General features: G+C 62.9%; 23 protein-coding genes. 8 read left to right on the forward strand and 15 right to left on the reverse strand.

Annotation, left to right across the window (positions count from 1 at the left end; all coding sequences use genetic code 11):
* Positions 1 to 4 precede the first annotated feature (4 nt).
* The 8 genes from pstB to OCA5_RS16585 form a co-directional block, all read right to left on the reverse strand.
* A complete protein-coding gene (pstB, locus tag OCA5_RS16550; RefSeq protein ID WP_012561823.1) occupies positions 5 to 832 on the reverse strand; it encodes a phosphate ABC transporter ATP-binding protein PstB in 828 nt (275 codons plus the stop codon).
* Positions 829 to 1,701 (reverse strand): phosphate ABC transporter permease PstA, encoded by an 873-nt coding sequence (gene pstA / locus OCA5_RS16555; RefSeq protein ID WP_012561822.1) that lies wholly within the window; start codon positions 1,699 to 1,701, stop codon positions 829 to 831. The genes pstB and pstA overlap by 4 nt, the downstream gene beginning before the upstream one ends.
* A 3-nt stretch (positions 1,702 to 1,704) precedes the next feature.
* Positions 1,705 to 2,694, reverse strand: coding sequence for a phosphate ABC transporter permease subunit PstC (gene pstC, locus OCA5_RS16560; protein ID WP_041559546.1), 990 nt, complete (start codon positions 2,692 to 2,694; stop codon positions 1,705 to 1,707).
* Between the two features lie 125 nt (positions 2,695 to 2,819).
* The gene (gene pstS, locus OCA5_RS16565) at positions 2,820 to 3,845 is read right to left on the reverse strand and encodes a phosphate ABC transporter substrate-binding protein PstS (protein WP_012561820.1); all 1,026 of its coding nucleotides are present in this window, start codon (positions 3,843 to 3,845) and stop codon (positions 2,820 to 2,822) included.
* 130 nt (positions 3,846 to 3,975) lie between these two features.
* On the reverse strand, positions 3,976 to 5,277 hold the full coding sequence (locus OCA5_RS16570) for an ATP-binding protein (RefSeq protein WP_012561819.1): 1,302 nt from the start codon (positions 5,275 to 5,277) through the stop codon (positions 3,976 to 3,978).
* A complete protein-coding gene (locus tag OCA5_RS16575) occupies positions 5,274 to 6,311 on the reverse strand; it encodes a lysylphosphatidylglycerol synthase domain-containing protein (protein ID WP_013913406.1) in 1,038 nt (345 codons plus the stop codon). Before OCA5_RS16575 ends, OCA5_RS16570 begins: the two co-directional genes overlap by 4 nt.
* Before the next feature lie 119 nt (positions 6,312 to 6,430).
* Positions 6,431 to 6,739: a hypothetical protein gene (locus OCA5_RS16580; RefSeq protein WP_012561817.1), complete on the reverse strand. Its 309-nt coding sequence runs from the start codon at positions 6,737 to 6,739 to the stop codon at positions 6,431 to 6,433.
* 1 nt (position 6,740) lies between these two features.
* The gene (locus tag OCA5_RS16585; protein ID WP_012561816.1) at positions 6,741 to 8,135 is read right to left on the reverse strand and encodes an OmpA family protein; all 1,395 of its coding nucleotides are present in this window, start codon (positions 8,133 to 8,135) and stop codon (positions 6,741 to 6,743) included.
* Positions 8,136 to 8,296: 161 nt separating this feature from the next.
* Here OCA5_RS16585 and OCA5_RS16590 point away from each other — a divergent pair, with 161 nt between their 5' ends.
* The 7 genes from OCA5_RS16590 to OCA5_RS16615 all read left to right on the forward strand — a co-directional run bounded on the left by OCA5_RS16590 (position 8,297) and on the right by OCA5_RS16615 (position 14,362).
* Positions 8,297 to 9,355, forward strand: coding sequence for a polysaccharide deacetylase family protein (locus OCA5_RS16590; protein ID WP_012561815.1), 1,059 nt, complete (start codon positions 8,297 to 8,299; stop codon positions 9,353 to 9,355).
* A gap of 133 nt (positions 9,356 to 9,488) precedes the next feature.
* On the forward strand, positions 9,489 to 10,895 hold the full coding sequence (locus OCA5_RS16595; RefSeq protein ID WP_012561813.1) for a cytochrome ubiquinol oxidase subunit I: 1,407 nt from the start codon (positions 9,489 to 9,491) through the stop codon (positions 10,893 to 10,895).
* Positions 10,892 to 11,905 (forward strand): cytochrome d ubiquinol oxidase subunit II, encoded by a 1,014-nt coding sequence (cydB, locus tag OCA5_RS16600; protein ID WP_012561812.1) that lies wholly within the window; start codon positions 10,892 to 10,894, stop codon positions 11,903 to 11,905. The genes OCA5_RS16595 and cydB overlap by 4 nt, the downstream gene beginning before the upstream one ends.
* Complete coding sequence (locus OCA5_RS19555; RefSeq protein WP_422836358.1) at positions 11,851 to 12,036, forward strand: DUF2474 family protein; 186 nt, start codon at positions 11,851 to 11,853, stop codon at positions 12,034 to 12,036. The genes cydB and OCA5_RS19555 overlap by 55 nt, the downstream gene beginning before the upstream one ends.
* A 109-nt stretch (positions 12,037 to 12,145) precedes the next feature.
* Entirely contained in the window at positions 12,146 to 12,757 is a 612-nt protein-coding gene (locus tag OCA5_RS16605; RefSeq protein WP_012561810.1) for a L,D-transpeptidase, read from the forward strand.
* A 42-nt stretch (positions 12,758 to 12,799) separates the two neighbouring features.
* A complete protein-coding gene (locus tag OCA5_RS16610; RefSeq protein WP_012561809.1) occupies positions 12,800 to 13,849 on the forward strand; it encodes an amino acid ABC transporter substrate-binding protein in 1,050 nt (349 codons plus the stop codon).
* A gap of 9 nt (positions 13,850 to 13,858) precedes the next feature.
* Complete coding sequence (locus OCA5_RS16615; RefSeq protein WP_012561808.1) at positions 13,859 to 14,362, forward strand: VOC family protein; 504 nt, start codon at positions 13,859 to 13,861, stop codon at positions 14,360 to 14,362.
* Between the two features lie 127 nt (positions 14,363 to 14,489).
* On the opposite strand, the gene feoB is transcribed toward OCA5_RS16615, so the two are convergent.
* The 3 genes from feoB to OCA5_RS16630 form a co-directional block, all read right to left on the reverse strand.
* Positions 14,490 to 16,373, reverse strand: coding sequence for a ferrous iron transporter B (gene feoB, locus OCA5_RS16620; protein WP_012561807.1), 1,884 nt, complete (start codon positions 16,371 to 16,373; stop codon positions 14,490 to 14,492).
* Between the two features lie 11 nt (positions 16,374 to 16,384).
* A complete protein-coding gene (locus tag OCA5_RS16625; RefSeq protein WP_012561806.1) occupies positions 16,385 to 16,642 on the reverse strand; it encodes a FeoA family protein in 258 nt (85 codons plus the stop codon).
* Positions 16,643 to 16,778: 136 nt separating this feature from the next.
* Positions 16,779 to 17,948 (reverse strand): mandelate racemase/muconate lactonizing enzyme family protein, encoded by a 1,170-nt coding sequence (locus OCA5_RS16630; RefSeq protein WP_012561805.1) that lies wholly within the window; start codon positions 17,946 to 17,948, stop codon positions 16,779 to 16,781.
* 162 nt (positions 17,949 to 18,110) lie between these two features.
* Between OCA5_RS16630 and OCA5_RS16635 the strand changes: the two genes are divergently transcribed.
* The gene (locus tag OCA5_RS16635; RefSeq protein WP_012561804.1) at positions 18,111 to 18,572 is read left to right on the forward strand and encodes an MEKHLA domain-containing protein; all 462 of its coding nucleotides are present in this window, start codon (positions 18,111 to 18,113) and stop codon (positions 18,570 to 18,572) included.
* Here OCA5_RS16635 and OCA5_RS16640 read toward each other — a convergent pair.
* From OCA5_RS16640 to ggt, 4 genes are all read right to left on the reverse strand, one after another.
* The gene (locus OCA5_RS16640; RefSeq protein WP_012561803.1) at positions 18,569 to 19,045 is read right to left on the reverse strand and encodes a membrane protein; all 477 of its coding nucleotides are present in this window, start codon (positions 19,043 to 19,045) and stop codon (positions 18,569 to 18,571) included. The two genes, OCA5_RS16635 and OCA5_RS16640, sit on opposite strands and share 4 nt — an antisense overlap.
* 35 nt (positions 19,046 to 19,080) lie before the next feature.
* A complete protein-coding gene (locus OCA5_RS16645) occupies positions 19,081 to 19,617 on the reverse strand; it encodes a DUF488 domain-containing protein (RefSeq protein ID WP_012561802.1) in 537 nt (178 codons plus the stop codon).
* Between the two features lie 326 nt (positions 19,618 to 19,943).
* On the reverse strand, positions 19,944 to 21,290 hold the full coding sequence (locus tag OCA5_RS16650) for an amidohydrolase family protein (RefSeq protein ID WP_012561801.1): 1,347 nt from the start codon (positions 21,288 to 21,290) through the stop codon (positions 19,944 to 19,946).
* Between the two features lie 42 nt (positions 21,291 to 21,332).
* A complete protein-coding gene (gene ggt / locus OCA5_RS16655; RefSeq protein ID WP_244396134.1) occupies positions 21,333 to 22,886 on the reverse strand; it encodes a gamma-glutamyltransferase in 1,554 nt (517 codons plus the stop codon).
* Positions 22,887 to 23,006: the final 120 nt, after the last annotated feature.

Here is a 23,006-nt window from a genome sequence, read left to right on the forward strand (position 1 = left end):
GCCGTTAGCCGAAGCGTCCGGTGATGTAATCCTGGGTGCGGCGGTCGGCCGGCGAGGTGAAGATTCGGCTGGTCTCGTCGAATTCGACGAGTTCGCCGAGATACATGAACGCCGTGTAGTCCGAGCAGCGGGCCGCCTGCTGCATGTTATGAGTGACGATCGCGATGGTGTAGTCCTTCTTCAGTTCCGCGATCAGTTCCTCGATCTTCGCCGTCGAGATCGGGTCAAGCGCCGAACACGGCTCGTCGAACAGGATCACCTCGGGCCGCACCGCAACGGTACGCGCAATGCACAACCGCTGCTGCTGGCCGCCGGAGAGGCTGAGACCACTCGCGCCGAGTTTATCCTTCACCTCGTTCCACAGTGCGCCGCTGCGCAACGCCTGCTCGACGCGGCCGTCCATCTCCGACTTGGAGATCTTCTCATAGAGGCGAACGCCGAAAGCGATGTTCTCGTAGATCGTCATCGGAAACGGCGTCGGCTTCTGGAACACCATGCCGATCCGCGCCCGCAGCAGATTGAGGTCGAGCCGCGGATCGAGAATGTCGGTACCGTCGAGCGTGACGCTGCCTTCCGCGCGCTGGCCCGGATAGAGATCGTACATCCGGTTGAAGATGCGAAGCAGCGTCGACTTGCCGCAACCCGAAGGGCCGATGAAGGCCGTCACACGGTTGGTGGCGATCGACAGGTTGATGTTCTTCAGTGCGTGGTGCTGGCCGTAATAGAAATTCAGATTCCGAACGGCGACCTTGGCCGGCACGTCGAGATCGATCACGGGCGGCGGGACAGCCGGACGGGAACCGGCGGCAGCGAGCGAAGATACGTCGGTCATTTTACGGTCCTCTCAGCGCCGATCAGTCGCGCCCCGATATTCAGCGCCAGCACGGCAAACGTGATCAGCAGTGCGCCGCTCCACGCCAATTCTTTCCAATAGGCGTAGGGGCTCTGCACGAAGTTGTTGATGGTGACGGGAAGGTTCGCGACGGTGTGGGTCAGGTCCACACTGAAGAACTGATTGCTCAGCGCGGTGAACAGAAGCGGTGCGGTCTCACCGGCAACGCGCGCGGTCGCCAGCAGAATGCCGGTGATCAAGCCCGCGCGCGCGGCACGATAGGCAATGCGCTTGATCACGAGCGAGCGCGGCAGGCCCAATGCAGATGCCGCCTCGCGCAGCGAATTCGGCACCAGCAGCAGCATGTCCTCGGTGGTGCGCACGACGACCGGGATCACAATCACCGCGAGCGCAAGCGACCCCGCGAGCGCCGAGAACCCGCCCATCGGGACCACGACCGCGCCATAGATGAACAGGCCGATGATGATCGAGGGCGCGCTGAGCAGAATATCGTTGATGAATCGGATCACCGGCGTGAGACGATCATGCTTGCCGTACTCGGCAAGATAGGTGCCCGCGAACATGCCGATCGGCGCGCCGACACCGACGCCGATCACGGTCATCATGATGGAGCCGACGATGGCGTTCAAAAGGCCGCCTTCGGAAGCGCCGGGCGGCGGCGTGTTCTGGGTGAAGAGCTGCCAACTCATCCCGGCAAGGCCATTATAAATGAGCGTGAACAGGATCATCGCGAGCCAGGAAACACCGAACGCGGCAGCCCCGAAGCACAGCACGCGGATGACAAAATCACGGCGGCGGCGGGAGGCATAAATCGGATTAACGGTCTGATTATTATCAGTCTGTTTCATGGCTCAGCTCCCCGCCTTCTTCTGCAGACGCAGCAGCATCAGCCGCGCGGCGGCGAGCACAAAGAACGTCAGCACGAACAACAGCAGGCCGAGCAGCATCAGGCTCGATTGATGCAGACCGTCGCTCTCGGCGAATTCGCTTGCGATCGCCGCGGAGATCGTAGTGCCGGGCGCGAAGATCGACGGCGAGATGCGGAACGAGTTGCCGATGATGAAGGTCACCGCCATCGTCTCGCCGAGTGCACGGCCGAGCGCCAGCATGACGCCGCCGATGACGCCGACGCGCGTATAGGGCAGCACGACATGGCGCACGACCTCCCAGGTGGTGCAGCCGACGCCGTAAGCGGCCTCCTTCAACACCGGCGGCACGGTCGCGAACACATCGCGCGAGATCGCGGTGATGAAGGGCAGCACCATGATCGCAAGGATCAACGAGGCGTTGAACAGGCTCAGGTAAGACGGCGGGCCGCCGAAAATGGAGCCAAGGATCGGCACGCCCTCAAACAGATTGATGAAGAACGGCTGGATCGTGTTCGCGAGGAACGGTCCAAGGATGAAGAAGCCCCACATGCCGTAGATGATCGAGGGGATGCCGGCGAGCAGTTCAACCGCCATGCCGATCGGCCGGCGCGCCCACATCGGACACAACTCGGTGAGGAAAATCGCAATGCCGATACCGACCGGGATCGCGATGATCATGGCGATGACCGAAGTCAGGATCGTGCCGTAGACCGGGCTCAGCGCGCCGAGGACCGGCGGATCGGCGGATGGTGCCCAGCGCTGCGTTGTCAGAAACGCGCCGCCGAACTCCACGATCGCGGGCCACGAACCGACAATGAGCGAAATGATGATGCCGCCGAGCAGCAGCAGAACCAGGAGCGCGCAGATGCGCGTGGTCCAATAGAACGTCCGGTCGCCAAGCTTGAAAGCATTCAGCGCACGGGTGCGGTCATAGGGGCCTGCCGACTCCATCGCACTAGCATGTACGGCCATGTCCACCACGCCAATCCCCTATTTCCTGCAACGCCTGATTGTCCGGAAGCCTTGCGGAAAACACCCTTCCGCAGCGGGTATCGGAGAAGGAAGGAGCGCCCTGGCGCTCCTTCCGAATTCCCCGATCAGCTCTTGATCTCGGAGGTCCAGGTCTTCTCGATCTGCTTCACGACCGAGTCCGGCATCGGGATGTAGTCGAGCTCCTCGGCCATCTTGCCGCCCTTCTCGAACGCCCACTTGAAGAACTTGATGGCTTCGGCGGACGCCGCCTTATCGGCCGGCTCCTTGTACATCAGGATGAAGGTCGCCGCAGTGATCGGCCAGGAGGTCTCACCCGGCTGGTCGGTCAGGATCACGTAGTAGCCCGGTGCATGCGCCCAGTCGGCGTTGGCGGCCGCAGCCTGGAACGACGCAATGGTCGGCTGCACGGTCTTGCCGGCCTTGTTGATCAGCGCCACGTGGGTCAGCTTGTTCTGCTTGGCATAAGCATACTCGACATAACCGATCGAGTTCTTGGTCTGACCGACATTACCGGCAACACCTTCGTTGCCCTTGGCGCCGACACCCACCGGCCACTCGACGGCAGTGCCCGAACCGACCTTGGACTTCCATTCGGCATTGGCCTTGGACAGATAGTCGGTGAAGTTGAACGAGGTGCCCGAACCGTCGGAGCGACGCACCACCGCGATCGCATCGGAGGGAAGCTTCAGGTTCGGATTGAGCTTGGCAATCGCCGGGTCGTTCCACTTGGTGACCTTGCCGAGATAGATGTCACCAAGCACTTCGCCCGAAAGAACGAGTTCACCCGACTTCACGCCCTCGACGTTCACGACGGGAACGATCGCGCCCATCACCATCGGCCACTGCAGGAGGCCGTCCTTATCGAGTCTATCGGCCTTGAGCGGCGCGTCGGTCGCGCCGAAGGTCACGGTCTTGGCGAGGATCTGCTTGATGCCGGCGCCCGAGCCGATCGATTGATAGTTCAGGCCGTTGCCCGTCTCTTTCTTGTAGGCATCGGCCCATTTCGAATAGACCGGGAACGGGAAGGTCGCGCCCGCACCGGTGATGTCAGCCGCCATCGCCGGGAGCGAAAAGGCGGACGCCGAGGCGGCAACGAAGCCGGCAGCGACGATGGTTTTGAAGAAATTCACTGGCTCTCTCCATGTGGTCAGCGAGGACCAATTCGGCCCGCGGCGGTCGCTTTAGAGGCGCCCCATGGAGCTTTTATAAAGGTTGGATGACAGCGCTGTGACAGCGGCAAGCACTTGAAATCATGTCGATTTAAGTGTCGGTCCGCGACTTGAACGGTGGAAAACAAACGGTGAAAGTCGCCCCTTTTCCGAAAACGCTTTCGATCAACAGTCGCCCGCCGTGGCGGCTCACGATATGCTTGGCGAGCGACAGGCCAAGACCGGTGCCGCCCTGGGCGCGGCTGTCACCGACATCGGTACGATAGAATCGCTCGGTGAGACGCGGCAGATGCTCCGGCGCGATGCCCGGACCGTAATCGCGAACCGCGACGCGAACCTCCGGCGTCCCCTCGTCCGGCGATACTTGTGTGAGTGATACCGTGACCCGGCCGCCCGAGGCACCATATTTCAAGCCGTTCTCGATCAGGTTCTCGAACACCCGCAGCAGTTCTTCGGTATCGCCGGAAATGAAGACCGGCCCCTCCGGCAACTGCGTTTCGATCACGACGCCGCGCTCGCCCGCCAGCACTTCGAGCCCGTCGACCACCTGCCGCAGGATGGCGACGAGATCGACCCGTGCCTCGGGGCGCACATGGGCACTGAGTTCGACGCGGGAGAGCGACAAGAGGTCATCGATCAGCCGCGCCATGCGGGTGGCCTGAGCGTGCATGATCCCGAGAAACCGCTCCCGCGCCTTGGGGTCATCGCGCGCGGGGCCCTGCAGGGTATCGATGAAGCCGGACAGAGCGGCGAGCGGCGTCCGCAATTCGTGGCTTGCGTTGGCCACAAAGTCGGCGCGCATTTCCTCAGCCCGGCGCAGCGGCGTCTGATCGCGGAATGTCATCAGAAAACAGTTGTCGATCCCGCCGAATTCCGTCGGCACCTGCAGCGGCGTCACCGCAAGCTCCATCCAGCGCTCGACCGGCACGCGCTCGACATAGGTCGCCCGCTGCGGCTCCCGCGTCGCGATCGCATCGCGCAGTGCCGCGATGATTTCCGGCGAGCGGAGCGCGAACAGCGCCAACTCCCGATGGCGCAACGCCGGCGCAATCTGCGCGGCCTGCGCATTCAGATGGAGGACGCGCCCGACCCGATCGAGCAGCACCGTCGGCTCCGGCATCGCCGCAATAACGGCACGCACCGCCATTCCCTCGGTGATCTGCTCGCCGCCGCCTGCCCCACGCGCAGGCATGTTGGCCTGCATCTGAAGCGGCACCATGGCGACGCCCGCGATGCAGAAGAAGACGAGGACGGCGCTCGAGAGTTTCAGGTCATGCATCAGCACCAGCGTCGCGAGCGAGATGCCGGCCACCAGGATCACGAGGCTGGAGCGCCGGAGCTGCTGCAGCCAGTACGGCTTGGAGAACGGAGGAGGAGATGCATCGACCGTCATGAAGGGCCTGGTGCCGAGATATCGTCATGCCTGTGCGGGCCCGACGGTCTCCGCCGCGCCAGAGCGCCCAGAATGACTTCCCGAAGCAACAATAGCATGACCGAAATCATAAACGGTGTGATGTAATAAAGCACCCGGAACAGCAGCATCCCCGCCAGCAGTTCTTCCTTGTTGAACTGGCTGTCGAAGTGCGTGAGGCCGTAGAGCATGGCCGCGTCGAACACGCCGAGCCCGCCCGGCGAGTGGCTCGCAAAGCCGAGCAGCGTCGCGGTGACAAAAATCACCGCCACGACGACGAAGCCGACATGGGGCTCATTCGGCATCAGCATATACATCGCAAGCGCGCAGAAGCTGAGGTCGATGATGCCGATCATGATCTGCACGAGGGTCAGCGGGCCCCCGGGCAGCACCACGGTCCAGCTTCCGCGCCCGACATGGCGCGGGCGAGACGACACCCAGGCGACATAGCCGACGAGGCCCGCGAGCAGGACAATGGCGAGGACACGGTTCAGCCAGATCGGAAGCTGGTCGATCGATGAGGCCGCTTCGGGGTGATAGACGATGCCAATGCCGAGCACCGCCACATTGCCGAGCCAGAAGGTGAGCCCGGCGAGGAAGCAGACCTTGGCCACATCGATGGCGGTCATGTCCCACGACGAATAAATCCGGTAGCGCACCGCGCCGCCGGTGAAGACGCTGGCGCCGACATTGTGGCCGATCGAGTAGCTGGTGAAGCCCGCGAATGCCGCGACCCGATAGGGAATCTCGGTTTTGCCGATCGCCCTTAGTGCAAAGAAATCGTAGAAGGTGAGCGTGAAATATCCCGCCGCAACGCACAATCCGGCGAGTAGCACCGTTTTCACCTCGGTCCCGCGCAACGCCTTGAGCAGCTCATCGAGATCGATGTCGCTCAGCATCTGATAGAGAATGTAGAGGGCAAAGCAGATGACCGTGATGCTCAGCACGACGCCCAGCTTCTGCAGGATTTGCTTTTCTCGCAGAAACGCCAACGTCCTGCGCAGGAAATCAAGCATCAAATCCTCAAAGCCTCTCCGTCCCCGGCATCGTCCTAGCAGACCGCTCGCGGGATCGCGAGATAAAGCGTAAGGCTCGCGGCGCGCCGTGACTGACCGTCGCAGAGGCCTGAGTGGCCTCAGGTTTCATCGCTGCGGGTCATCCCCGGCCGAACCAAAAGCACATAGCGCAGCCAGGAACCGACACAGGCCGCCACGAGATAGGCACCAAACATGACCAGGCCAAGATCGAGCCAGTAGCCCGGCCGCCCCGGCAACTGGCGCGACAATGACAGTGCCACCAGGGCAATGACGACTGCAATGGTCCAGCGCAGGTTGACGCGGGTCTGGGAGCGGACACGGGAGATCGGCGAAACCCAGCCCGTCGCGAAGCCAAGTGCCGCGGCGCCCGCGATCCATCCCCAGTTGAAGGCCACCAGAAAACTCATCTCACTTCACCAGAAATTCGATGCGGCGGTTCTGCGCCTTGCCTTCTTCAGTATCATTGGGCGCGATGGGCCGGCCGCTGCCGAAGCCGATCGCGGTGATGCGCTCGGATGGAACGCCCGCCTTGATCAGATAGTCGGCAACCGACTGCGCGCGACGGTTCGACAGCGCAAGGTTGCTCTCCGCGTCACCATTACTATCGGTGTGGCCGGTGATTTCGATCTGCGATGTCGAGCATCGCAGGACGACCTCCACCAGACGATCGAGAAGGCCGACCGAATCCGGATCGATCACTGCCTTCCCGGTCTCGAACCGGATTGTTCCCTTCCCGAGCAGACCGCCCAGCAATTGCTGGCAGATCGTGGCATTCACCGGCGCGGCGATCGGTTTCACCGACAGTTCGGCCTGCTGTTTCCAGCCCTGCGGCAGCTTGGAGGCAAGCTCTTCGCCGATCTGCTCGCTCGCTGCAGGATAAAGCGCATCGCCCGTCAGTTTGATGTTGCGGTCCTGGATCGTCAGCGTGCCGGTCGAGAGCCGCGACAGCCCCTTCAACGCAAGCATCGCCGCGGCCATGAACCCCTGCGGCGCGCCTGCGCTCGCCTTCAGTTTGTCTTCCACCTTCTCGCCGACGAACTTGCGGGTGATCGCGTTGACGATGGCGGCGTGAGCGTTGTTGTCGGGCACATATCCGCTCAGCACGAGCGTCGAGGCCACAGGATCCTTGTTGATCTGAAACAGATAGGGGGGCGCCCGCAGGTCGTTCTTCTCGACCGTGTAACCCTCGGGAAGATTCTTCAGCGCCGCCGAGATTGCCTCGCGCCCGCCGATCTCACGCGCAAGACCCGTCAACTCCACCTTGGTGCCGGCAAGCGACAGGCGGCCTTCCTTGAGCTTGGACACCTGATCGATCAGGAGAAGCGCCGCGGCATCGAAGCGCACCGGCGCACCGCGCGCGAGCGCCATCTGGTCTACCACCTCGGCGCCATTCGCGGCATTGCGCGCAGCCTCGAGAAGCCGTGCCTTGATGGCGGGCAGCGGCGCATTGCCGCTCAGCGTCACATGGACGACATCGCGTTCGACCGACCAGTTGAAGGGAAACACTTCCGCAATCAACTGGGTCTCGTCGCGCACGAGCCGCACACCCGGCACGCTCGCAACCTGATCGACGGCCGCCCGGCGGCCCTGTTCGGAGAACGCATCGGCCGACAGCCGCACGTCGCGGCCCGACACCTCGATCTGGGTCTTGTCCAGCACCGATTCTTTCAGCACCGCCCCGGTGCGGGCCGTTAATTGCTGCTCGACCGGCCCGGTTCCCGTCCAGGCCGCCGCAACCCACAGCACCGCCAGCGGGATTACCCCCGGCCACCACCGCCGCACCCAGTCGGAAAACGCGCTCATTCCCACCCTTCAGTATGGAGACATGAGAAAAATCAAACCCTTGCGGCGGTGTCAATTTGGAAGATGCCGTTGCGCGCATCAATCCTGAACGCGACTCTGGATAACCTATTCTTCAACCGATTCTGCCACAAACCGCCTTTGTGTCCCCCTTGGAAAGGTCCATGAAAAAGCTCCGCAGCATGGTGATCCGGCTCGGCCTCGAAACGATGGCATCGACCGGCGTCTATCGGCTGCTGCAGCCCCTTACCGGCGGCGTCGGCTTCATTCTGATGCTGCACCATGTGCGGCCCGCCTCAGCCGCGGCATTTCAGCCGAACCGGCATCTTGAAATCACACCGGATTTCCTCGCGACGACGCTCCAGAACCTGCGCGCCCACGACATCGATATCGTCAGCCTGGACGAGGCCCGGCACCGGCTCGCCACGCGGCAGTTTGCCCGCCGGTTCGCCGTCTTCACCTTTGACGACGGCTACCGCGACAACCGCGACTACGCGCTGCCGATCATGCGGCGGTTCGAGGCGCCGATGACGGTCTATGTCGCGAGCGATTTCGCCGCCGGCACCGGACGGCTGTGGTGGGTTGCGCTTGAGCGCTGTCTTGCCCGCAGCGAGGCGGTCACTGTGCCGATCGACGGCATTGAGACCCGCATCGAGACGGCAACCGCGGCCGAGAAGCAGGCCGCCTTCGCCCGCCTGCACGACCATTTCCGCAGCTTGCCGACCGACCACGACATCAATGCCGCCATCGGCGCCCTGGCGCGGCGCTGCGGCATCGACGACGCGACGATCAGCCGCGAGTTATGTCTATCGTGGGACGAGCTAAAAGCCTTCGCCGCCGATCCGCTCGTGACCATCGGTGCGCATACGATAAGCCACTGCAATCTCGCTCATGAGACCGCCGAGCAGGCCCGGCACGAGATCGTCGCAAGCCGCGAGCGGATCGCTGACGCACTGGAATGTCCTGTCCGGCATTTTGCTTATCCCTATGGGGACAAAGCGGCTGCGGGACGGCGCGAATTCGACATCGCCACCACGCTCGGCTTCGATACTGCGGTGACGACGCGGCCCGGCATGCTGTTTCCCGGCCATGTCGATCATCTCACGGCGCTGCCGCGGTTGTCGCTCAATGGCAACTTTCAGACCGGCCGCGCGTTGTCTGTTCTGATGTCTGGTGCGGCGACAGCCTTATGGAATGGCTTCCGCCGCATCGACGCTCAGTAGACACGTTTGATAGACGATGGCGGATATTCGCCAGCCCCGCCCTTATTCAGTCCCTGCCATGCAGCCCGGCTGCTGTTGACGCCTTCCCGTCGCGCTTTATGATCTGCGCCGGGTTGAACGGAATATCGCGACGATGGACGCCTTCAGCGCAATCGATCTGGCCCGTGCTCAATTCGCTTTCACGATGTCGTTTCACATCGTGTTTCCGGCCTTTTCCATTGGCCTTGCAAGTTATCTCGCCGTTCTCGAAGGCCTCTGGCTGTGGACCGGGCGCGAAGTCTTCATCAACCTCTTCAATTACTGGCTGAAGATTTTCGCGATCGCCTTCGGCATGGGCGTCGTCTCCGGCATCGTGATGTCCTACCAGTTCGGCACCAACTGGGCAGCGTTCTCCGACAAGGTCGGCCCCGTGATCGGGCCGTTGATGGCCTATGAGGTGCTGACCGCATTCTTCCTCGAGGCAGGCTTTCTCGGCGTCATGCTGTTCGGCTTGAAGCGCGTCGGCCCCAGACTGCATTTCCTCGCAACCCTGATGGTCGCAATCGGCACGCTGTTCTCGGCGTTCTGGATTCTGTCGGCGAATTCCTGGATGCAGACCCCGACCGGTCACGCGGTCAATGCAGCCGGTCAGTTCATTCCAAGCGATTGGTGGGAAGTGATCTTCAATCCCTCCTTCCCCTATCGGCTCGTGCATATGACGCTTGCGGCCTACCTCACCACGGCATTCGTGGTCGGCGGCGTCGGCGCCTGGCATCTGTTGCGCGACCCCACCCGTCCCGGCCCGCGCGTGATGTTCTCGATGGCGATGTGGATGGCGGCACTGGTGGCACCGATCCAGATTCTCGCCGGCGATGCGCACGGCCTCAACACGCTCGAACATCAGCCCGCGAAAGTGATGGCGATGGAAGGGCACTTCCAGAGCCATCCCGACGGCGCACCGTTGATCCTATTCGGCATGCCCGACCAGACCAATGCGCGCGTCGATTACAGCATCGAGGTGCCGAAGGCCTCGTCGCTCATTCTCAAGCATTCGCTCGACGCACCGCTCGCAGGGCTCGACACTGTGCCGCGCGAGGACTGGCCGAACGTCGCACTCGTATTCTGGTCATTCCGTATCATGGTCGGCATCGGCTTCCTGATGCTCGGCATCGGGCTTGCGAGCCTGTGGGCACGCTGGCGCGGCACGCTCTATAGCGCAGGCTGGCTGCATCGCTATGCGCTCATCATGAGTCCGGCCGGGTTCATCGCCGTGCTGGCAGGCTGGATCACCACCGAAGCGGGCCGCCAACCCTATCTCGTCTGGGGATTGCTGCGCACCGCAGACAGCGCATCACCGCTCGATACGCCGGCCGTCGCGTCTTCGCTGATCGCTTTCATCATCGTCTACTTCACGGTGTTCACCATCGGCATCTTCTACATTCTGCGCCTGATGGCGGCGCCGCCGCATCACGGCGAGGAAGGCCCGAGCCGCGATACGCCGGTGCGCGCCGCCGGCATTACACCCGGCCCCGCCGTAACCGCGCAGGAGCATCACGGATGAGCGCGATGTTCGACATTCCGACGGTCTGGGCGTTCATCATCGCCTTCGCGGTGTTTGCCTATGTGGTGATGGACGGCTTCGACCTCGGTCTCGGCATGCTGTTTCCGCTGTTCTCCGAAAAGGAGGAGCGCGACGTCATCATGAATTCAGTTGCGCCAGTGTGGGACGGCAACGAGACCTGGCTCGTGCTCGGCGGCGGCGGACTGATGGCGGCCTTTCCGCTCGCCTATGCGGTGCTGATGCCCGCCCTCTACACGCCGATGATCGCGATGCTGATCGGCCTCATCTTCCGTGGCGTGGCATTTGAATTCCGCTGGCGCTCGCAGAGCGAGGGCCGCAATCGCTGGGACGCGGCGTTCGCCGGAGGTTCGCTGATCGCCGCGCTGTCGCAGGGCATCGCGCTCGGCGCCATTCTGCAGGGTGTGCCGGTCGAGGGCCGCGGCTATGGCGGCGGCTGGTGGGACTGGCTGACGCCGTTCAGCATCCTGACCGGCCTCTCCGTCGTCGCCGGCTACAGCCTGCTCGGCGCGACGTGGCTCGTGATGAAAACCGAAGGGGGGCTGCGCGATCGCGCCTATCATCTGAGCTGGCGGCTGTTGTTTGCGACCATCGCCGCGATCGGTGCTGTGAGCCTCGCCACACCGTTCCTGCAAAATGGTTATGCCGAGCGCTGGTTCGACTGGCCGAACATCATGCTGACAGCGCAGGTGCCGCTCGCGGTCGCCATCGTCACAGCGCTGTTAATGGTGAATCTGAAGAACCGTCACGACTATCGCCCGTTCTTCCTCACGCTCCTTCTGTTCGCACTGTCCTATGCCGGACTCGGCATCAGCATGTGGCCCTATATCGTGCCGAACAGCATCACGATCTGGGACGCGGCCGCGCCGGAGAAGAGCCTGACCTTCATGCTGGTCGGTGTCGCGATCCTGGTCCCCCTCATTCTCATCTACACCTCATGGGCCTACTGGGTGTTCCGCGGCAAGGTGCAGGCGGGAAGCGGCTACCATTGAGCCCGCAAGGCAAAGAGCAACCATCGCTGCCCCGCCGTCTTTTTTGGTTCATCGCGCTGTGGGCCGGCGGCGTCGCCACCATCGGCATCATCTCTTACATCCTTCGCCTGTGGCTCGCGCCGCATCATTAGTATTTTAATCAGTGCCACCGCACAGATCGCGAGATCAATCAATGGCGCGCGGCGACTTGCCAGCACCGCCCTTGTCGGATTTTATAGCACCGACAATGCGGAGCATGACATGATCGCGTCTCACCTGTTCTCTCGCCTCGCCTGCGCCGCCGCGCTTGCGCTCGCTGCCGCCTATCCGGCCTATGCTCAGGGCCAGTATCAGGCCCGATACGTCGACGGCGACCAGCCCGGCTATATTCCAAGCGCGGAGGAAGAAGAACTCGCCCCACAGTTCAAGCGCACCATGGTGTTCTATCGTACCACCGAAGCGCCGGGCACTATCATCGTCTCGACCTCCGAGCGCTTCTTGTATGTCGTGCAAGGCAACGGCCGCGCGTTGCGCTACGGCATCGGCGTCGGCCGCGAAGGTTTTCAGTGGAAGGGGCTGCTGAAGATCACGCGCAAGCAGGAATGGCCCGACTGGACACCGCCGCCGGAAATGATCGCGCGCCAGCCTTATCTGCCGCGCTTCATGGCAGGCGGCCCCGGCAATCCGATGGGCGCACGCGCGCTCTATCTCGGTACCACGGTGTATCGCATTCACGGCACTAACCAGCCGCAGACCATCGGCACGGCCGTGTCGTCCGGCTGCTTCCGTCTGGTCAATGCCGACGTCATCGATCTCTACGAGCGCATTCCGGTTGGCACCAAAGTCATTGTCCGGCAGAAGCCTGAGATCTAAGTCCGATCCGATTCTGAAGCATTGGGGAAACGGGGCACCGATATGGCACTCTTCTCGCGCACCTTCCGCTCCGGCCTCCTGGTCGGGCTCGTCGCAGCATTTGCGGTCGCCGCTGCTGCGGTTGCCTACGATCGCTACGACACCCAGACGTTGAAGCGCACGCTGCGGCGCGGCGCGGTGCAATGCGGCGTCAATGCCGGGCTGCCCGGTTTCTCCAACAAGGATGCCTCCGGCAACTGGTCGGGCTTCGACGTCGATATCTGCCGCGCGGTCGCGGCGGCCATCTTCGACGACCCCACCAAGGTCAACTTCGTGCCGCTCGACACCAACCAACGCTTCAAGGAACTGCAGAATCGCACCGTCGATATTCTGTCGCGCAATTCGACCTGGAGCATGTCGCGCGAGGTCGATTACGAACTCACCTTCGCGGCGGTGTCCTACTATGACGGCGAAGGCTTCATGCTGCGCCGTTCGCGCAATGTCGATTCCGCGCTCGAGCTTGGCGGCACGCGCATCTGCGTGCAGTCCGACACCACGACGCAGTTGAACCTTGCGGATTACTTCCGCGCCAACAACATGACGTATGACGAGATGAAATTCGGCAACGTCGGCGACCTGCTCAAGGCCTATGAATCCGGCCAGTGCGATGTGCTGACCACCGATACCTCGCAGCTTTATGCCTATCGCCTGACGCTCGCGAAGCCTGACGATCACGTCATTCTTGCCGACATCATCTCCAAGGAGCCGCTCGCGCCGGTCGTACGCCAGCGCGACGACCAGTGGATGCTGATCGTGAAGTGGGCGGTTTATGCGATGCTCAATGCCGAAGAGCTTGGCGTCAGTTCCAAGAATATCGACGAGGCGCTAAAATCGAAGAAACCTGACGTGATGCGGCTCGTTGGCACCGAAGGCAGCTATGGCGAAGCGCTCGGCCTCACCAACGACTGGGCGGCGCGGGTCATTCGTCATGTCGGCAATTACAGCGAGGTTTACGAGCGCAATGTCGGCGTCAGCTCCAAGCTCGGCATTCCGCGCGGTCTCAATCAGCTCTGGAACGCTGGCGGCATCCAATACGCACCGCCGATCCGGTGAGGTAACTGCATGAGCGACCCTGAAACATCCAAACCGATCTCTCCCGGTACGAGGATCGGCCATGTTCACCTCAAGGTCGCCGATCTCGAACGCGCACTGAATTTTTATGTGGGCGTGCTTGGCTTCGAGCTGATGCAGACCTATGGCGATCAGGCCGCCTTCATCTCCGCGGGCGGCTATCACCACCACATCGGCCTCAACACATGGGAAAGCAAAGGCGGCTCGCCGCCCGCGCCCGGCACCACCGGTCTGTTTCACACCGCGATCCTTTACCCAACCCGCGCGGCACTTGCCGATGCACTGCATCGGTTGATCGAAGCCCGCATTCCGCTCGATGGCGCAAGCGACCATGGCGTCAGCGAGGCGTTGTATCTGCGAGACCCGGACCAGAACGGCGTCGAGCTCTATCGCGACCGCCCTCCGGAAGAATGGCCGCGCAATGCCGATGGCTCGCTCGCGATGTTCACCCGTCCGCTTGATCTTGAGGACTTGCTCGCCGCACGCGACACATAGAATAGACTCCTCCGCAATCTCTCACCGTCGTGGCCGGGCTTGACCCGGCCATTCACGTTTATTGTCTGCATGCGAGGACGTGGATGCCCGGCACAAGGCCGGGCATGAGGGAATGATTGCCTGAACCCTAGCCCCAGCCCAGCGCCGAGGCGATACGGAAGGTGACGAAAGCCGCGAGATAGGCGAGCGCCAGCATGTAGAAGAAGGTGATGAACATCCAGCGCCAGCCGCCGGTTTCACGCCGGATCACCGCGAGCGTCGAGGCGCATTGCGGAGCGAAGATGTACCAGGCAAGGAAGGCGAGCGCCGTCGCAAGGCTCCACTGGCTCGCAAGCGCCTGACCGATTTGCGCCGACGCTTCATCGCCGCCGCCGATCGCATACATGGTTCCGAGTGAGGCGACCGCCACTTCGCGCGCGGCCATGCCGGGGATCAACGCGACGCTGATCTGCCAGTTGAACCCGATCGGCGCCAGCACGGGCTCGATCCAGCGGCCGAGCATCGCGGCAAGGCTGTAATTGATGCCGGCCTCGGTTGCCCCTTCCGGCGGGCGCGGGAACGAGGCGAGGAACCAGATCACCACCATCATTGCGAAGATCGTGGTGCCGGCGCGCTGCAGGAACGCCATCACCCGCGCGTAGAGCGCCATCGCGACGCTGCGGAGTTGCGGCAGCTTGTAGTCGGGCAATTCCAGCATGAAGGGCGGCGTCGCGCTTTCACGCCAGAAGAAATGGTTGGCGACGAACGACACCGCAAGCGCACTCGCAATGCCGATGGCATAGAGGCCGAACATCACGAGCCCCTGCAGCCCAAAGATGCCCCCTACCGTGCGGTCCGGCACGAAGGCGGCGATGATCAGCGTGTAGACCGGAATGCGCGCCGAGCAGGTCATCAGCGGCGCCACCATGATGGTGGTGAGGCGGTCGCGGCGGTTGTCGATCACGCGCGTCGCCATGATGCCGGGGATTGCGCAGGCAAAGCTCGACAGCAGCGGAATAAAGGCGCGCCCGTGCAGGCCCGCGCCGCCCATGATGCGATCCATCAGGAACGCCGCACGCGCCATATAGCCCAGATCTTCCAGCAGCAGGATGAACAGGAACAGGATCATGATCTGCGGCAGGAACACGAGCACGCTGCCGACACCGGCGATCACGCCATTCTGGATGAAGCTTTGCAGCAGTCCTTCCGGCAGCATGTCGTGTGCGAGCACGCCGAGGGCCGTGAAGCCCGCAGAAATCAGCTCCATAAACGGCTGCGCCCAGGCGAACACCGCCTGGAACATGACGAACAGCAGCGCCAGCAGGATGAGAATCCCGGCAACCGGATGCAGCAGCACGGCATCGACGCGCGCGGTCAGCGTGTCGGGCCGCGCCGGCTCGCTCACCGCCGCCTTGATCACGCGATCCGCCTCGCGCTGAGCGGCGCGCAGGTCGGCGACCGATGGCGTCTGCCACTCGCTCTCGTGCGTTTCACCCGCACCATTCGCGGCAAGGTCATCGAGACGGCGCAGCAAGTCCTCGGTGCCGCCCCGGCGCACAGCCGTCGAGGTGACGACCGGCAGGCCGAGTTCGGCCTCGAGCTTGGGGATGTCGATATCGATGCCACGGCGGCGGGCGATGTCGATCATGTTGAGGATCAGCAGCATCGGCCGCCCGGCGCGCTTCAACTCGGTCACAAGCCGCAGCGCCACGCGCAGGTTGGTCGCATCCGCGACGCAAAGCAAAAGGTCCGGCGGCGTTTCGCTCGCCACACGACCAAGCACCATATCGCGCGTCACCTCCTCGTCGGGACTGCGCCCGCGCAACGAATAGGTGCCGGGCAGGTCGACGAGATCGATGCGGTAGCCGGAGGACGTGTGAAACACGCCGGTCTTGCGCTCGACGGTGACGCCCGGATAGTTCGCGACCTTCTGCCGGCTGCCGGTCAGCGCGTTGAACAGCGCCGTTTTGCCGCTGTTCGGGGTGCCGACCAGGGCAAAGCGCCATGCCCGCGTCTCGGTGATGCTGGTCATGCCGCTCCTGCTCAGACCACGAGGATGGACATGGCTTCGCGGCGGCGCAACGCGATGGTGGCGTTGTCGACTCGCACAGCGATGGGGTCCTTGCCAACCGGGCCTTCGTGCAGCACTTCAACCCGCGCGCCTTCGACAAAACCAAGCTCAAGCAGGCGTCGCTCGATCTCCGCAGGCGGAATCCCGTTATGCGCACCATCCACGGTGATGGCGGCAATGGTGCCGCAAAACCCACATGGCGTGTCGCCAAGACAAATTCGTGCGGTCATAGGCTCGTGATCATCCATGTTGATGTCCCCCAGACATCAACTGGCCCAAGGCTCGACTTCAATCAAGTCAGGGCTGGTTGATCGGCGCTAGTTTAGAATAGTTTTAAAAGACGAAATGCCTTTCTGTCGCAGAGCCTCAGGAGGCGAGCGCCTTCATCTCTCGATAGAGATCGGACTTACCCTCGAAGCCGATGCCCGGCAGCTCCGGCATGGTGACGTGACCGTTCTCGACCCGCACGCCGTCGGGGAAGCCGCCGTAAGGCTGAAACAGATCCGGGTAGCTTTCATTGCCGCCGAGGCCGAGCCCGGCCGCAATGTTCAGCGACATCTGATGACCGCCGTGCGGAATGCAGCGCGACGGCGACCAGCCGTGGGCCTTGAGCACATCGAGCGTGCGCAGATATTCGACGAGCCCGTAAGACAGCGCGCAATCGAACTGCAGATAATCGCGATCCGGCCGCATGCCGCCATATTTGATGAGGTTGCGCGCATCCTGATGGCTGAACAGGTTCTCGCCGGTTGCCATCGGGCGCGGATAGAATTCGGCAAGCGCCGCCTGCAGCGCATAATCCAGCGGATCGCCCGCCTCCTCGTACCAGAACAAGGGATAATCGCGCAGCATCTTGGCGTAGGCGATTGCCGTCTCCAGATCGAAACGGCCGTTGGCATCGACCGCAAGCTGCGCTTCGCTGCCAATCTCGTTTAACACCGCCTCGATCCGCTTGCGGTCGTCTTCCAGCGGCGCGCCGCCAATCTTCATCTTCACGACGTTGTAGCCGCGATCGAGATAACCGCGCATTTCCGCGCACAGCGCCGCATTGTCCTTGCCGGGATAGTAATAGCCGCCGGCGGCATAGACGAACACGCGCGGATCAGCCTCGCGCTGGTGACGTTCCGCGAGCAACCGAAACAGTGGCTTGCCGGCGATCTTCGCCACAGCATCCCACACCGCCATATCGATGGTGCCGACCGCGACCGAGCGCTCGCCGTGGCCGCCCGGCTTCTCGTTCGTCATCAGCGTCGCCCACACCTTGTGGGGGTCGAGATTGTCGCCGCTCGCATCGAGCAATGATTTCGGATCAGCCTCCAACACACGTTGGGCGAAACGCTCGCGGATCAGCCCGCCCTGCCCGTAGCGGCCGTTGGAGTTGAAGCCGTAGCCGACGACGGTCTTGCCGTCGCGCACCACATTGGTAACGACCGCGACGAGGCTCGACGTCATTTTGGAGAAGTCGATATAGGCGTTGCGGATCGGCGAGGCGATCGGCTTGGTGACTTCACGAATATCGACGATACGAACGGTCACGACGGGATTCCAATGTGGGAGGCTAGCTTGGCCGCAATCTAGCGATGGCCGCCCCTCGCACAATCCCGTAAAATGCAGGGGGCGTTGCGATCACAGCATCGCAACCCTCCACGATCCTGCCCTTCACCGCCGCTCTTGAGAAAGCTTTCCAACGGAACGCTCATGCCTCTCGCCCACCCTGTCGCCGGGGATGCCCGTCTGTTCGAACTCATCACCGGAAGCTTCCGCCGGCTGACCGGGCGCGATCTCGCTGGTCCATCGGCCGACGCGAACTGGCTCTATCACAACGCACCGTTCGTGGTGCTCGCGCACGATGGCGGCACCGACCCACGCTTTATCTATGCCAACAAAACCGCGCAGGCCTGCTTTGAGTATACGGCCGATGAGCTGATCGGCCTGCCCTCGCGCCTCTCGGCTGAAGCACCGGAGCGCGCGGCACGACAGCGCCTACTCGAGCGCGTCGCCCGCGACGGCTTCATCGCCGACTATGCCGGCATCCGCATCGCGAAGTCCGGCCGCCGCTTTTACATCGAGGACGCCATTGTCTGGCAACTGATCGATGAGACTGGCGCACTGCATGGGCAGGCCGCGACGTTCGCAACGTGGCGCGATATTCAAGCCTAGACAATCGACCAGCCATGGCTGCCCGCCACCGCGCCGAACACGGTGATCCAGGCGAGCCCCACCAGAAACCAGTGCGCGCGCTGCACCCACGTGAAGAAAAGCTCGGGCTGCGCATGCGCCCAGCGGTGAAATCGCGGTTTCAGGATGAAGGGCTCCGCGACGAACAGCACGAAGGCGAACAGCGCCCATACGCACACCATGGCGTGCATCCACCAGAACGAGAGCGAGTGGAAGCGATCCCAGATGTCGAACTTCCACACCATGTAGAATCCGGTGAGGCCGACGAGGATGACCATCGCCCGCGCCTGCCAGATGAAGCGATGCTCAACCGCCTCGAACGTACCGACCATATCCTTGCCGAACGCGCCTTGCCGCAACGCCGGCAGAAACACCGTCGTCGCCATCGATGCGCCCCCGATCCAGATCACCACGGCGAACACATGCAGCGCACGGGCCAAAGCAAGGTCATCCATCGCATCTCATCTCCCGTTCGACCCGACTTATGCCGTCACGCTGCCGGCGCGGGGTAGACCACCGTATCCCCAGGCCCAGCGACCGCGGACGGCGTCTTGTGCGCGGGCTCGACGTGGTCCTTGCCGAGAATGTGAAAAACCTGCTTGCCGGCCATCAGCAGATAATCGGTGATGATGCGGCGATGACAGCGCCACCACACCGCCTCCGCGCACATGATGGCACAACGCCGCTCAGTACCGAGTTCGAGAAGCCGCGCAAAACCCTGATGAAAAGCTTCACCGAGCGCGTAGTCGGCATAGTTGTGAAAACTCTTGTTCTGCCAGAAGCCGTTGACCTGCGGATCGACACCCTTCTTGCTGCGCAGCCCGCCAAGCTCGGCGATGTGCTCATAGCCGATCTGGAATGGCGCAAGACTCTCCGGGAGGCTGTCGCGATTGTACTGCGGGTTGGTGCGCGAGCGGGGAATGGTGCGCACATCCACCACAAGACGAACTTCGGAGCCGTTCAACAGCTCGACGAATTCATCGATCGTTCTGGTCGAATGCCCGATCGTGTAAAAGGGCTGGTCCATCCACAATGACTTCAATGCCGCAAGCAGAAATGCTCACCAACTGATACTCCCTTTCCGGGCGGCATGGGAAATTGATCCAAGACAATTTTTCAATGCTCGTCTGCACACCCGGCGGGAAGGCTCATCTCCGCTCGTCCGGACGAAGCAAAAAAAGCCGCCGGCGTGGGGACGCCGGCGGTTGTCGATACGCCGATGGAAGCTCCATCGGCGTCAGGCGCGGGAGAATTACGAGACCGCGTGCTCGACGGAGCGAACCTCCTCCTTTGCCGGATGATGGTGCGCACCGAGATCGGCCGTGAGCCATGCATAGATCGGCCCGAGCGCGTTCATCGCAACGCAGGCAACCAGCGCGACGATGGGATCTCCCGGAACCGGCTGTGCGCCTTTTCGTGAGCGTGATGGTGCGCGCCCTCATGGGCGTGGCCGCAGGTGCGGCAAATCCTGGTTTCGTGTTTGGTCACCGCTGCGATGCGGCCGCGCTTGAACACCCACGAGCGTGCCGGGATATCGAGCAGCGCATCGGCAACCACTTGCGTATCGAGGATCATCAGGTCGGCAGGCTTGCCGACCGCGAGGCCGTAATCCTTGTTGATACCGACCGCGCGCGCGGCATCGGTCGTGCTCATCTTCAGAATCTCAGCCTGATGATCGGGCGTACCGAACTGAATGAGATGCGCGAGCATGTTGCCGATCACCAGCGGATCGGCCTTGCCGAACGGGGTGAAGGCGTTGCGCACATTGTTCGACGAATAGGCGACGTTGACGCCGCCGGCCCGCAAGGCGCGCACCGGCGTGACGCCGCGCCGCTGATTCACGACGTCCTTGCGGCCGCCGAGATAAAGGTCGGTCGCGGGCAGCGTGATGATGGCGATATCCGCCTCCTGCAGCAGCGCAATCAGCGGCTTCAGCTTCTCCGGCTCCAGCGCGGCAGGGCTCGTGACATGGCCCAGCGCGACGCGGCCCTGATAGCCGGTCTCGATGGTCTTGCGGGCAATGTATTCCGCCGACATAAAGCGCTGATCGGTTGCATCGTCCGAGAAGTCGGCGTGCATATCGACAGACAGGTCATGCTTCATCGCCATCGCGAACACGGTGTCGATGTGCTTCTTGGTGTCGTCCCAGGAAATCTCGTTATAGGGACAGCCGCCGACCACATCGGCGCCGAGTTCGATGGCCTTCTCCATCAACTCGACGACGCCCGGCGTCTTGAGGATGCCTTCCTGCGGGAAAGCGACGATCTGCAGATCGATGAGATCGCGATATTCCTCGCGCAGCTCGATCGCCGTCTCGACACCGATCAGGTTCTGGATCGGATCGACGTCGGGATGGGCGCGAATGAGCGTGGTGCCGCTTGAGATCGCCATGTCCAGCACCCGGCGCGAGCGCTCCAGCACATCCTTGCGTTCCTGCTTTGCCTTGAGGATGCCGGTGACGCGGATCGCCTCGTCGAGCGTGCCGAGCCGCGCCGGCATCCGGCGATGCAGGAAGGCCTTGTCGAGGTGGAGATGCGGCTCGATGAACCCCGGCAGCGCGACGCGCCCTTCCGCATCGATTTCTTCGGCACCTTTGGCCTCGATGCCTTCTTCAATGGCGGCGATGCGGCCATCGCGGATTCCGATATCGACGAGCGGCTTCTCGTCATCGATCCTCACCCTGCGAATGATCATGTCCATTGGCGCGTCTCCCTTGTCTTGTTTTATGTCTTGAAACCCGATCTAGAACCCGAGCGCGATACCCTCCCCGCGCACATCGGCGCCGCCCTCGAAAAATTCCGACCACGGTCCCTTCATGCGAATGGCCTGCGCCGTTCCCATCCGGGTGTGCGGCCACTCCACCGCCTCGACGGGGTGGCCCTTGGCCCGCAGACCATCGAACACCGCCTGCGGCGCACTCGCTTCCAGCAGCAGCTTGTTGCCGTCGTCACCCCACGAGCGGCCGTAAAGAAGGCGCGGCGCATCGAGCGCATTCTGCACGTCCATGCCGAGATCGACGACGCGGGTCACAAGCGCCGTCTGCGCCTGCGGCTGCACTTCACCGCCCTGGCTGCCGTAAACAAGATAAGGCATGCCGTTCTTGAGCAGCATTCCCGACATCAGCGTCGATGCCGATTGCTTGCCCGGCAGAAGCGCGTTGGGGTGCGCAGAATCCAGCGAGAAGAAGCTGCCGCGATTCTGCAGCATCACACCTGTCTCCGGATCGGTGACGCAGGCGCCGAAATCAAAGTAGAGGCTTTGCACCAGCCCGACCGCATTGCCCTCCTCATCCGCCGTGCAGATGAAGGTGGTGTCACTGCCCGACGCCGGGCTCAGGACCGCCCGCGTAGTGTTGTCGAGCCAATCGCTGCGCTCGGCGGCAACGAGCGAGGGCGCAAGCAGCTCGTGCAGCGGCACTTCGCCGAACAACGGATCGCAAAGATGGCGATCGCGCTTCTGGAAGGCCCACTTCGTCGCCTGAATGAGCGCATTGTAGAACGCCGGCGAGTTCGGCCCGAGCTGACCGAGATCAATTCCTTCGAGGAAATTGAGGATCAGCAGTCCCGCCATGCCCTGCGAAGGCGGCGGAAGCTGATAGGCATCATATCCGCGATAACGTGTGGTGACGGGGTCGACCCAGCGCGCGTGATAATCGAGGAAATCGTCCTCGGTGAGATAGCCGCCCTGCGCCTTGAGATAGGCCGCAATGCTGCGCCCGGCGCGGGTATAGAAGGCGCGCGGGCCTTCGGCCGCGATCCGCTCCAGCGTTTTTGCCAAGGCCGCTTGCCGCAATCGCGCGCCCGGCGCCGGGGCCGCACCGTGATGCAGGAAAATGTCAGCGGAACCCGGATCGGCCGCGAGATGGTCGCGATCCGCCGCGATCCAGTTCGACGTATCGTTCGTCACCGGCGCGCCATCACGGGCATAGCCGATGGCGCGGCCAAGCAGGCGATCCATCGGGAGGCGACCGAAGCGCTCATGCGCCAGCCGCCAACTGTCGACCGCGCCGGGCACAGTGATGGCCGCGCGCGGGCCGCGATGGGGAATTGCCTTCTCGCCCGCATAAAGCGTCGTCGTGACATTGCGGCCGGCAGGACCGCTGCCGTTCAACGCATGGACCTTGCGCGAGCGCGCATCGTAGATCAGCCAGAACGCATCGCCCCCGATGCCGATCATGTGCGGCAGCACCACGCTCATCGTCGCAGCCGCGGCAATCGCCGCGTCGACCGCGGTGCCGCCCTGCTTGAGAGCGTCCAGCGCAGCGCCGGAACCAAGATAATGGGCCGTGGCAACCATGCCATGTTCAGCCCGGCATGTAGCGCGTGAGGGTCTCATTGGTTCGTCCTGCGGATGATCGCAGCACAAATCTAGCGCGCCGCGACGGGCGGTATAATCGGCGGGGTCCTAGGCCGATCT

This window comes from Afipia carboxidovorans OM5, assembly GCF_000218565.1.
GTDB classification, from domain to species: Bacteria; Pseudomonadota; Alphaproteobacteria; order Rhizobiales; family Xanthobacteraceae; genus Afipia; species Afipia carboxidovorans.